An 11669-nucleotide genomic window follows, 5' to 3' on the forward strand; every position below is an offset into this window, starting at 1 on the left:
AAAGATATGCGTAATAATGGTTCTTGGTAGTTTTACCTTATAAAGCCGTTTGTTATATAGTCAGTAATATTAGCATTAATATCCATAGAGAGAAGGCCGACAGTAATCTGCATTACTCCTAAAGTGATAACGTCATAGATTGAATTTTCCATATATCCCTTATGTTAAAAAAGTTTCATAATCAATTGAAATTTATAGCTAATCAACTAATTTTTAAGGTGTTATATTATTTTTTAAACCTGCTTTTTTGTCTAAAACATAGTGGCGATCTCGAAAGCTTGAAAAATATGTTATGGATAATCACCTATCATTATATATTTCAAGATTTTTATATTCCTATCCTTTTATATTCTTATCTTTTCATATTTTTATAGTGCTGGATTAACCTGAGCGCTAATATTTTATGATGTCATAAGGCTATGAGCATATTGATTGGTTATGCTTATGATTACCCTAATAGGTTTTTCTTTATCTGAAGTGTTTTTATCATTTTTCTTAAGTGATCATTCCATGTTACTTGAAAAGACTATTATATTTTATGATTTTTTATAAAAGATAAGCGTTTTTATTGAGTATGATTTTTTGCTAAAAAAGCATATTCAATTCGATGTTAGATATTAATTAATTAGCTATAAAAACTGGTCGTTTTAAGGAAGATTCAGAGAGCAAATGACGAATGAAATTTTATGAGAGTCAATAATCACTGATAACAAGGTAACATGGTGATCCATTGAACAGATATAAGTTAAGATTATATTTTTCATCATTTTTTCTATGTGGTTTAATTTGTGAGGAACATGATTCTTCAATATCCAGCCTGAAAAAGCATCATGAATTTTACGACAATATAAATTGAAAAAATGAGCCAATGTATGACTCCTTGTAATTTCAGATAGGAAAAGTCTAATAAATTGTATATTAAATGATATTGGATTTTTTCTCCTCTGTTTTCATTGATAAAAAAAGATATTTACTCCCTCTTTAATTGTATAGACCTCGCAATACACAAAATGCCGAAACCACATTGTCACTGTGGGATAAAGATAAGATAGAAATGAGAGAATTTTAAGAAATAATTTGCCTATCGTTTTTTTACTATTTTAGCAATCAAAATATTTGAATAGTTGCATTCACGAATACTAATAAATAGTGAGGTAAATGATGGATTCTCTTCTAAATAAAGGGCAAGCAATGCAGAAGGTTGATAATACGGCTCTTCAATCAATCAGAGGTCTAACCTTTTCGTCTCTTAGCTACTGGGACATCATACGGTTTAACCAGTTCGGCTTCGGAAATGCTGAATTACCTGATGCAACGTTTGTGCTTGAAGCTTTTGAGAAATATGTTCGTCAAACACCATACGCTACCGCGGTGACTAACGGTGAAGAAAGTCTCAGCTATTCGCAGCTCAACGACCTTGCTGATTGTGTTGCTTGTGAGTTAATGCATCGCGGCATTGGTAAGGGCGATCATATCGGGCTGTTTGTTGAAAGATCGATGTATCTCCTTGTCGGAATTCTTGCATCGTTAAAAATAGGGGCGACCTACATACCACAAGACGTTAAGAAGGCACCCGCGTCTTTCCTGGAGAAAATAGTCAACATAGCCAATCCCAAAGTAGTGTTAACGACTCGCTCCAGTGACGTGCAACTTCCACAATTCGAAACGGCTGAAACGCACAATATAGAAACTCTGATAGCACGCGGTGCTCGCCACCTCAGCAACTTCTCACCCATACCTAAAGTCAGCGAACACGATAACTGCTTTATTCTTTTTACGTCAGGCACGACTGGTACACCCAACGGAGTTTGTGTCAGTCATAAAAACCTGAGCAATATTATCATGACTCAACCCGGCGACTTAGGGATCAAGCCCGGAATGACAGTATCACAACTGCTTTGCATCTCCTTTGACATGTCCGCATGGGAGATTTTTGGCGCACTGTGCCATGGCGCAACATTGCTATTAAGAGGAAGTGATTTTCAGGAAACGGCCAGCAAAGCGAATGTCATTATTGCCACTCCCTCTATTCTCGGCCGAATAGATCCTGCTTTGTGTCCCGATGTAAAAACCGTAGCAGTAGCCGGTGAGCCATGCCCCAGACCTCTGGCAGACAAATGGTCTCATTACTCAAATTTCTATAATTGCTGCGGTCCGACAGAAACCACCATTGTGAATACCATGCAACTTCACAACGCCAAACATCGCCTAACCATTGGCAAGCCAACTCCCAATAACACCGTGTACATTCTCGATGAAAATATGCAGCCTTGTGAAATTGGTGAGGTAGGAGAGATGTGGGCAGGGGGAGCATGTGTCACCAATGGCTACCTGAAAAACCAGACGCTCACAGCAGAACGTTACGTGCGAGATCCCTTTATGGCTGATGGCAGTTTGATGTTCAGAACCAGAGACTTGGGAAGATGGACCGAAGATGGCGAGTTGGAGCATTTGGGAAGAACCGATGATCAAGTGAAAGTGCGCGGTTTTAGGGTAGAACTAGATGGCGTCTCCAAGCAACTTGAATCCATACAGGGTATCGATCTTGCCGTCACGCTGAAGTTAGACGAACGCACGTTAATTTCCTTTGTTTCGCCGGAAAAGTGTTCTGAAGAAGAAGGAAAACGTTTCCTTGAAGATCGCCTTCCTTATTACTCCATTCCTGAACACATCATAGCAATGCCCGAATTACCGCTTACTCCACGGGGAAAAATAGACAAAAGAAAGCTAATGCAGCAGTTTTTAGACTCCATCGCCTCTGGCACTCACAGTGAGGGAGTAGCCTAATGGTCATGCATGTCGAAAATACCCCGTTGCCAGCACAACAAAGCATGCCGGGCAGGCTCCTCAAGCACAGGGCATTGGAGCATTATGTTCGCCTGTTTATTCTTGTGTGTCTGACAAATGCTTATTTTGCCGTCGACTTTGCTCTTTCAACCTCATCATTATTCAGTACAGAGACAGCTACCTTTGTGAACAACATGGTGGTCGGTAATTTTTTCATCACTGTGTTAGTTCGCCAGCAATATGTGATTAACTTTCTGTTCTGGCTCGCCACACGGGCCCCTGTTTCATGGCCGCTGTCTGTTCGATGGCACCTTGGCAAGGTATACCACCACGGAGGGTTACACACGGGATCGGCAGTGTGCGGAACGCTCTGGTTCGCATTGTTGCTGGGAGTAAACTCAACCTTTTTTCTAAACGGGAACAGCAACATATCGCAAAACACATTTGGTATTTCAGTTGCCATCATGGTGTCACTGCTGGTGATCATCACTATGTCATTGCCGAAGATGAGAAACAAATACCACAACCAGTTTGAGATGGTGCATCGTTTCGTTGGCTGGACAGTGCTGGGCTTATTTTGGTCAGTGACGCTGTCACAAATAAAAGATACATCACCAGATGCAACATGGATAGAGATTGTCAAAACAACACCAACAATCTGGCTATTAGCCGTGATGACATTCAGTGTCTTGCTGCCCTGGCTAAGGCTGAGAAAAGTGCCTGTTGAGATCACCACACCATCGTCACATGTCGCACTGCTCAAATTTAAATACGGTGTGACCCCATTTGCAGGTTCCTCGATGGCAATCAGTCGTTCGCCTCTGCGTGAATGGCATCAATTTGCCAATGTACCGAGCCCACATGAAGAAGGGTATAGGTTAACGGTTTCGCGTGCTGGCGACTGGACCGGAAGGTTGATCGATGACAAGCCGACGCATTTATGGGTAAAGGGAATACCCACGGCAGGCGTCGCCAATATTGAAGTGCTGTTTGATCGCGTAGTGTATGTAGCGACGGGTAGTGGAATTGGCCCTTGTTTGCCTCACCTATTAGCCAAAAAACTCCCCATGAAGCTTGTGTGGGTGACAAGAAACCCGAGAAAAACCTTCGGTGATCAACTGGTTGATGAGATTTTGGAAGCCCAGCCAGACGCCGTTATCTGGGATACCGATGCCAAAGGCAAACCCGATATGGTGGCGCTGAGTTATCAGGTATTCAATGACTATGCTGCTGAAGCCATTATTTGTATTTCCAATCAGAAACTTACACAACAGGTTGTTTACGGTATGGAGAGCCGCGGAATTCCAGCCTTCGGTGCAATTTGGGATTCGTGAGGGGAGATAAATTATGACCGTATTATTAGAGAGAAATGAGCGAGTGGCTATTGTTACCCTCAATAGACCAGAGAAAAACAATGCACTAAATCGCTCCCTGACCCGCACCCTGATTGACAGGGTGAAAATGCTGGACTCAGATCAATCAGTAGGCTGTATTGTCTTGGCCGGAGCTGGTAATCATTTTTGTTGCGGTGCAGATATCACCGAAATGAAGCAGATGAACTACGTCGATATGGTAACGGAAGATTATTTTTCCGCCTGGGATGATTTTGTTCGCGTTCGCACACCCATTATTGCGGCCATTCATGGATTGGCTCTGGGAGGAGGTTGCGAGTTAGCTATGATGTGTGACATTGTTTTTGCTGACAAATCGGCCCGATTCGGTCAGCCAGAAATCAGACTCGGAGTGATCCCCGCGATAGGCGGTACCCAACGACTCACCAAATTAGTCGGAAAAGCGAAAGCCATGGATATGGTACTGACTGGTGACACGGTTTGTGCTGATGAGGCGAAGCAACTCGGCTTAATATCAAGAGTCTTTGACGACAACCTCATGGAACGCACCATGAAAAAAGCGCATCACATAGCCTCGCTCAGTCAACATGCCGTCCAGTTGGCAAAAGAGTGTGTTAAGCAGGCTAATAATCTCTCTATCAATGACGGTCTGGTATACGAACGGCGCGTTTTTCACGGATTGTTTGCAACAAATGATCAGACCGAGGGAATGTCCGCCTTTATAGAAAAACGATCCGCGTTATTTACAAACACGTAAAAAGCACAGTTGATCGTTGGAAACAGAGCAAGCATGTTAACCCCGTAATACAATTACGGGGGTGACTTTTCTTATACAGCTTCCTGTTCCGAGCGCGGGGCGTACACCTCTGAAAAATCCCCAACTGCAAGCCCGTTATCACCGAGGATCTGAGCCACCTCAGACAATTTGTAACCTCTGGCGGCTTTGAATCTTAATAGTTTCAAGTTAGCTGACTGACAGGCAGAGTTTACAAAGTCGTCACGCTCAATGCGGCTAGCTCTGTTATGGCTGGCATCATCGAGCTCAATTACGGCGACAAAAGACAGGTCTTTCTTGTTGCAAATAACATAATCAAAATACTTTGAAGAGATCTTATTAAACGAAGACCACCAGTCTTTTTTGTTGTTTGCGTTATCAGGGCTTAATACATCAGATATTCTTACTTTCCCCAATACCTCATAGTTATCATTCAATAACCTGTGTAGCACGCCAAGGAATGAACGCTCAGCGGGGCTAAAGAGTGACTTTTTTACCTTATAAGTGAATTTAGTTTTATCTGACGATTGTTGCCTGTTCGTTTTTAGACTGACGATAAGAACATAGGTGAAGAACACAGCAACGCCGAGATAAATCCAGATTGCGCTTGAAAACATAACTACCTCCGTTTTGGGAGGTGGATTATAAGAGCCAGTAAATTAGACAGATATGCACAAATTTCTGATTTGAGGGTTTGATCTGTTTGACGGTACGGAGCTCAGTCACATTTTGGGTTGGCGTCCCTTCTAGAGCGTGATAAAGAGCCTCGCTTCTTAGCCTAAAGAAGAAAAAGAGCAGAAAAAATATGCTATTGATTTCTTAATAAAAAAATTACGTTCTTTCAATTTTACTTACCAATATTCTCAATCCCTAGACCCTTACATCAAAAGCATCCCCTAGTCTTTCAAATATAAAAATAAATTAGATCTTAATAACATTAAATTTATAGGGGAAAGTTATGACTACAAGAGTTACTGGAGTATCTTCAAATAGATATAAAAGGCAGATTAATAGAGACGATAATACAACAGAAAAAAATAAACGGCTGAAACCAAAAAAGTCGAGTAAAAACAAAACGGCACAAAGAGAAACCAATAGGCCCGTCAGTGCTAAGCACTTATCAGGATCCCATCAAAGAAAAGTGAGCGTTAAGGCGAAAGTTAATGACGCCTTACAGAAGAATAAAGAGGCAGAAAGCACGTCAAAAGCGCAAGACATATCAGTGCATCGCATCGATAAGCAGAAAGGTGACGTTGGTACGAAGCTTCTTCAGGTATCGACAATCAATGATGCCGCAAACAAGCGAAACAAAGACATCAAAACAGAGGCAAATAAACCACGTGGTACAGAGCAGGCGGTAGATACAGCTGAAGGTAAAGACACGCCAATCAAAGCGTATTCGTCTGAGGGTAATCAGGAAACGGCGAGGCGTGGCTCGAGACAGAATCCATATAGTTATGAAGACTTGAGTAAGCCTCATCCACCGTTGGTCACTAAGGAAATACCAGAAGCTTATTACCGTGATCGGCAAGAACAACTGTGGAAATTGGAGTATAAAAATCGGGTAGAGGGGTCAACTAAAGGGAGTTATTCGAACCAGTGGATCGCAGTCGATGAAAAAGACGAAGACAAACAAAGCGTAAATAAAAACGAATCAGTCAATAGCGAGAACAAACCCGACGAAACAAACGGAGCCAGCAAGCCATCAGGCCCTTTCTTAAACGGCAGTAATACACCAAGGGTCGCTGTTGTCGATGGTTTCGGCTACCCTGGGTTAGGAGATATTCATGGAAAAGGGGTAAGACACAATATTGAGAGTGTTTATGGTGAGGATGGTGAAGCGATTAAAATTGATGAATTTACAACGGGTGCAGGATTGGAAAAGGTGGTTAAACAGGCAGAGGAATCTGGCCCTTATGATGCGGTTAATCTCTCTTACTCGCTAAATATGACCGAGGGAACGACTCAGGATTCTAGTTATACTTTTACTAGACAGTTACATCACCAAATGTTTCACGATGCGAGTAGAGAATCTGATCCTGATCAATACACGTCGAAAGAAAAAAGAGCCATGGCGGAAGCACTCATAGAATACGGGAAAGGAGACATGAAACAAGATAATGAACTGTATCCTTTCCTAGAAAGCTGGAATAAGTATGGCAAGTTGGAAAAAATAGGTGCAGATCTTGAAGCTGGAAAGCAACTGATGAAAGACGGGACAGAAATTTTCATGGCGGCGGGTAATGAGCCGAATCACGTAAACATGTTCTCATATTTGACTGGTTATGACGAGTTTCCTGGAAAGGCACATGTTGTAGCAGCAGCCCCAATGACTGACGGTTATGCAACTGACGGAAGCTATAAGGACAATGTTCAAAAGGTAATTGAACCCGTGGTAGCATATGATGACCGCATGAAGAAATCTCAATCAGAACATTTTGTTACTGATATTGCGCGAGCAGTACATGAAAACAGTACTCATGAGCATCGCATCAAGCAAATTCACCCACTCTACTTTGAATCGCTTAGAGCACAAGTCAATGCGCTGATCCCGGCAGATCAGCCAGAGGAAAGGCAAGCTAGGTTGGAAAGAGTAGTTAAAAGTTCGGTAAGTAGTTCAAGTTATGCATCGCCTGTTGCACTTGCATCCTTTTTACGAGAAAAAGCAGAAAATGGTGGAGTAGAGGTCCCTTCGAGGACCTATAACGAAATATATGAGAAAAACACGAGGGATAAAGAGCAAGGGTATCCAGATATAAAAGTGATCGGAACAGATGAATCAACAACTCCTTCTGTCATTCCTCCTCCAAGCCCAGAGGAAGCAAAGGAGTTTGTTGAAGAACAAAAAAGAAGATGGGGCATTGGTAATTAAGCTGGCCAAGATAGGGCGAGAAACTGTCGGGCATTTCGTGTCCCTCGCATAATGTTTTAGAGTGGCTTGTTGCAAATGGCCTGAGTGATTCAGAGTGGTCTGCCAAACTTTAATGGGTAAAATGGTGTTTGGCAGCCCTCTGCATTTCGTCTTTTCGGATTGTTTGTTTTGGTAAGGGGAAGAACAATGCTGATTGCTCATTTGCCTGCGTGTTACATCATTTCTAGACTGCTCGCCAATAACATAGAGACGACAACCAAACAAAAGAGAGTCATAGTGGTCTGTGGGTTGTTCGCCAGTATTCTCCCAGACCTTGATCTGTTGCATTAGTTGTCTATCTCGATGCAAAGAAGCGCCCAGCCACGTTAAAAAGAGAAGTGTAAAAGCAAAGGGCAGGGACGCTTGTTTCAGTTTGACCAGACATAAAAAAGCCCGGGATTGCGGTTTTTTTTACCTTGTTGCGCGTACATTCGGCACTTAAATTCCGCCCTAGCTGATCTCGATTGAAATTCACATATAAACCAATGAAAATTCGGGTTAGCAAAGCAATCAAGTATAAAAATGAGTAAGAACCAAAAAACGATGGATAAAAACTACCCAACGAAATTAGAGATATCAGAACTATGGGCAGCCATAGAGTCAGGCAGGCCAAAGAACTTGGTTATTCTATTGAATGTTCTGATATTGACCGCTTCATTAGTATTTGCAGGCTATTCGTTCTTTAAGGTAATACAGAATGGAGATCATCTTATTTATTTAATTCTTATTCCACTGATACCAATAGCTGCAATCAACATAATTGCTGAAGTGGGGGCATTGCTTAATTTCTTACACGTCAGATCTGTTTTGAATAGGTTAAAACCTTCAACCAACGTCGTAGTATTTTTGCTTGAATGTGAAACTTTACTTTCTATTGGTAGCGGCAGTATGAAGGCACTTGAAAATTATATTTCATCGTCAGAGTAACAGACTGTCAGCAGCGATTAAGAACACTCGTGAGCCTGCCGTTCCCCCGAGACTGTTGAGATATTAAACGTTCAATGAGAAATGCCGCCGTATGGCGGTATTTTTACTAACAAATTCGAAAAAATATGTCTCTATAGCTGGATGTTAACTCATAAAATACGGCAAAATAGAAAAAAAAGTAGGCAATGTTAGTAGTATGAGTGTCAAAGAAGAGTTAATTGAAATCTTTAAATCACGTTCTGGGGGGCCATTTTTATTTTTGGGGAGTGGGTTTTCCAGAAGATATTTAAATTTAGAGGACTGGAACGGCCTCCTCACAAGATTCACCAAAGGGGAGGGAATGAAACGTTTTGGATTTTATTTGAGTCAATCAAATGGTTCTATGCCAGATGCTGCGACGCGGCTGGCAGAAGATTTTAATGATTATTGGTGGGGCGCTTCTGAGTATGCTGAAAGCGTTGCAAGACATCATCAAGACGTAAAATCACAAGATTTTGCTCTAAGGCTAGAAGTATCAAATTACCTGAGAAGTTATCAAACTGAAAAGATATTGTCAGGCGTTGAATATAAAGAAGAAGTTGAGCTGTTAACAAAACTCAATGTGGATGGTGTAATAACCACTAACTGGGATAATTTTTTAGAGAATATCTTTCCTGACTACACAGTCTACACCGGACAGGCTGATTTGTTATTTTCGAATTCGCAAGAAATAGCGGAAATTTACAAAATACATGGGTGTATAAAAGATCCTTATTCACTTGTTCTAACGGGTGAAGACTATAAAGACTTTAATGATAAAAATACATACCTAGCCGCAAAATTAATAACTCTATTCGTAGAGCACCCAATTGTTTTTATTGGATACTCAATTGCTGATCCAAACATTAAATCTATTCTTAAATCAATTTCTCAATGCATAGGGAAAGAGAATATTGAGAAGCTAAGGCAAAACCTAATTTTTATCGACTGGTCGCCAACTCCTATTGAAGCTTCAATTTCACATACATACCAAACGGTCGAAGGAGTCCAAATACCTTTTACTTTAATTCAAGCAAATGATTTTATTGAGATTTATGAGGCTATTTATGAAACGAAACGTAAAATACCAGCGAGAGTTTTGAGGCATTGCAAAGAGCAGTTTTATACTTTTGTCCAGTCTTCAACACCTGAGAAAAACATATGTGTTATTGATATGGATGACATTGATAATCACACTGATATTGAGTTTGTAGTGGGTGTTGGTGTAGCTGAAAAAGCGGCAAGCTTTAGTACAACAGGTTACAGATCGATCAGTGTTTATCATTTGTTCGATGATATCCTGCTTGATAACCAAGAACTAGACCCGGAGTCAGTGCTACTTGACAGTGTGCCAAGTCTTTCAATTTTATCGCCGAATGTCCCGATATATAAATACCTGAAAAGTATGTCAATCAATGACGAGGACTCCTTCTCGAACTATATCTCCGATTGTAAGGGGGCCGGTAGACATCCTGAATCTATAATTCAGCTTCATGAGAATAATCTTTTTCACGTATCTGAAAAAAGTTATTACAACAAAGCATATAAACAAAAATATTCTTACCACAGCCTAACTGATCTTCTTGGCTCATTGAAAACAAACAGCATACCTCACTTTCTCAATTGTTTACCTGAGGAAAAATTACGTGAAGAGGTCGATGTTTTAAGAGAGTATTTGATAGCCCACATAGACCATACAGATAGTATTGTGTCTAAAAGTGCGTCATCACAGTACCGAAAGCTTATATGTAAGTTAGATTACATAGAGAATGGTTTCTAAGCCCGTGACTGCGGGCTTTTTTATGCTCAGCGTTTGCCGCGCTGGGCGGTCGGGATCCAAGGCGCGGGCGCTTTACGGCGTCCGTTGCCTCTGTGCGGTAACACATGCTCACGGGGTGGTTTGACGGGCGCATTCAACAGGCTACCGTGTTTGGCTTTCAACGCTTCATATTCTGCGCGCCACAGCGGGAAACCCTCCAAATCCTTCGGGTTGAAGATATGGCCCTCGGGGGTAATGAGAAAGCCTCGAACTTCATCGACCTTGAATCCTTGTCAGCGCCAGTCGTTCGGCAGGTAGTCGCGGGCCTTAATCAAAAGCAGCATTTCAGCCATCGGGTTGACGGTGACTGAGCCTTTGAGCCAACGCTTGACGGTAATCGGTCGCACATGAAAAATAGGCCGCGCCGGTATTTAAAGAACTCATAGATTACGAATACATGGATTCAAAACTTCCATCAGAGAGATAAGTAGAGTTCTTGTGATGACTTAGTTTTGGAATCGTCCGGTCAGTAAAATGTGGAAAGTGATTGGTATGTGTCTGTTAAAAAGCGGAGATTCTTGCTGGGACTCAGGTAATGTTGATTGAGAGATTTGCTGAGATAGGAATTTAAGAAGTTCAAAGGTTATAAAACACAAGGTGCGCACAAGGACATCCAGGACTGAAGATTAGGAGTAAACGCCTTGAAATAGCGGTGATTTTTGCCAGAATTCCCATTATACTTTAGTTCGCTTTATGTATATTATGTTAAATATGATCCCATGTTGTTTCATCACCTAATACCACTCTCTCCTCCTTTATAGATGTTGTTGAACATAATCTATTTACCATAAAGTATATAATAACCAGTATGTTAATCAGAGATTCACACCTGAATTATTATATTTTCAGCTATTGTTGATAGCTGCTTATTATCAGAGAAAGATCTTAGCGAGTACTCCCATGAGTTTAATGAAGCCATCAATTACTTTCAGAAATGTGCTGAAATTGAGTGAGTTAAGAATGCCCTGAAAGAGATCAAACATGTTGGAAAAGATATCGGCATTTCCTCCCTGAATCTCCCGCGCTTCATCCATGGTGATTACCTTTTTGTATTTTATCTCATGTTGTGTGATTTCCATT

At 41.3% G+C, this 11669-nt stretch carries 10 protein-coding genes; 7 read left to right on the forward strand and 3 right to left on the reverse strand.

Annotated features, from left to right (window positions below):
- Positions 1 to 1158: 1158 nt before the first annotated feature.
- From A8L45_RS15250 to A8L45_RS15260, 3 genes are read left to right on the forward strand one after another with little or no spacing between them, the layout of a single operon-like run.
- Positions 1159 to 2787, forward strand: a complete 1629-nt coding sequence (locus tag A8L45_RS15250; protein ID WP_217492169.1) for an AMP-binding protein — start codon at positions 1159 to 1161, stop codon at positions 2785 to 2787.
- Positions 2787 to 4121: a ferredoxin reductase domain-containing protein gene (locus A8L45_RS15255; protein WP_068903793.1), complete on the forward strand. Its 1335-nt coding sequence runs from the start codon at positions 2787 to 2789 to the stop codon at positions 4119 to 4121. Before A8L45_RS15250 ends, A8L45_RS15255 begins: the two co-directional genes overlap by 1 nt.
- A 13-nt stretch (positions 4122 to 4134) precedes the next feature.
- Positions 4135 to 4896, forward strand: coding sequence for an enoyl-CoA hydratase-related protein (locus A8L45_RS15260; RefSeq protein ID WP_068903795.1), 762 nt, complete (start codon positions 4135 to 4137; stop codon positions 4894 to 4896).
- A 71-nt stretch (positions 4897 to 4967) separates the two neighbouring features.
- Here the strand turns inward: A8L45_RS15260 and A8L45_RS15265 are convergent, their stop codons facing one another.
- Entirely contained in the window at positions 4968 to 5531 is a 564-nt protein-coding gene (locus A8L45_RS15265; protein WP_068903797.1) for a DUF2726 domain-containing protein, read from the reverse strand.
- Positions 5532 to 5872: 341 nt separating this feature from the next.
- Here A8L45_RS15265 and A8L45_RS15270 point away from each other — a divergent pair, with 341 nt between their 5' ends.
- From A8L45_RS15270 to A8L45_RS15280, 4 genes are all read left to right on the forward strand, one after another.
- Positions 5873 to 7786, forward strand: coding sequence for a hypothetical protein (locus A8L45_RS15270; protein WP_068903799.1), 1914 nt, complete (start codon positions 5873 to 5875; stop codon positions 7784 to 7786).
- Between the two features lie 186 nt (positions 7787 to 7972).
- Complete coding sequence (locus A8L45_RS24615; protein ID WP_175402000.1) at positions 7973 to 8116, forward strand: hypothetical protein; 144 nt, start codon at positions 7973 to 7975, stop codon at positions 8114 to 8116.
- Between the two features lie 231 nt (positions 8117 to 8347).
- Positions 8348 to 8752: a hypothetical protein gene (locus tag A8L45_RS15275; protein WP_068903801.1), complete on the forward strand. Its 405-nt coding sequence runs from the start codon at positions 8348 to 8350 to the stop codon at positions 8750 to 8752.
- 196 nt (positions 8753 to 8948) lie between these two features.
- Positions 8949 to 10550, forward strand: a complete 1602-nt coding sequence (locus tag A8L45_RS15280; protein WP_068903802.1) for an SIR2 family protein — start codon at positions 8949 to 8951, stop codon at positions 10548 to 10550.
- A gap of 26 nt (positions 10551 to 10576) precedes the next feature.
- Here the strand turns inward: A8L45_RS15280 and A8L45_RS25730 are convergent, their stop codons facing one another.
- Both A8L45_RS25730 and A8L45_RS15290 read right to left on the reverse strand, forming a co-directional pair.
- Positions 10577 to 10786 (reverse strand): hypothetical protein, encoded by a 210-nt coding sequence (locus A8L45_RS25730; RefSeq protein ID WP_390335568.1) that lies wholly within the window; start codon positions 10784 to 10786, stop codon positions 10577 to 10579.
- Between the two features lie 675 nt (positions 10787 to 11461).
- On the reverse strand, positions 11462 to 11668 hold the full coding sequence (locus A8L45_RS15290; protein ID WP_068903807.1) for a hypothetical protein: 207 nt from the start codon (positions 11666 to 11668) through the stop codon (positions 11462 to 11464).
- Position 11669 lies beyond the last annotated feature (1 nt).

Source organism: Veronia pacifica, assembly GCF_001707825.1.
GTDB lineage: Bacteria > Pseudomonadota > Gammaproteobacteria > Enterobacterales > Vibrionaceae > Veronia > Veronia pacifica.

Coding starts and splice junctions, on each gene's coding strand:
- A8L45_RS15250 (WP_217492169.1), top strand. CDS start 1,159: ATGATGGATTCTCTTCTAAATAAAGGGCAAGCAATGCAGAAGGTTGAT.
- A8L45_RS15255 (WP_068903793.1), top strand. CDS start 2,787: ATGGTCATGCATGTCGAAAATACCCCGTTGCCAGCACAACAAAGCATG.
- A8L45_RS15260 (WP_068903795.1), top strand. CDS start 4,135: ATGACCGTATTATTAGAGAGAAATGAGCGAGTGGCTATTGTTACCCTC.
- A8L45_RS15265 (WP_068903797.1), bottom strand. CDS start 5,531: ATGTTTTCAAGCGCAATCTGGATTTATCTCGGCGTTGCTGTGTTCTTC.
- A8L45_RS15270 (WP_068903799.1), top strand. CDS start 5,873: ATGACTACAAGAGTTACTGGAGTATCTTCAAATAGATATAAAAGGCAG.
- A8L45_RS24615 (WP_175402000.1), top strand. CDS start 7,973: ATGCTGATTGCTCATTTGCCTGCGTGTTACATCATTTCTAGACTGCTC.
- A8L45_RS15275 (WP_068903801.1), top strand. CDS start 8,348: ATGAGTAAGAACCAAAAAACGATGGATAAAAACTACCCAACGAAATTA.
- A8L45_RS15280 (WP_068903802.1), top strand. CDS start 8,949: ATGAGTGTCAAAGAAGAGTTAATTGAAATCTTTAAATCACGTTCTGGG.
- A8L45_RS15290 (WP_068903807.1), bottom strand. CDS start 11,668: ATGGAAATCACACAACATGAGATAAAATACAAAAAGGTAATCACCATG.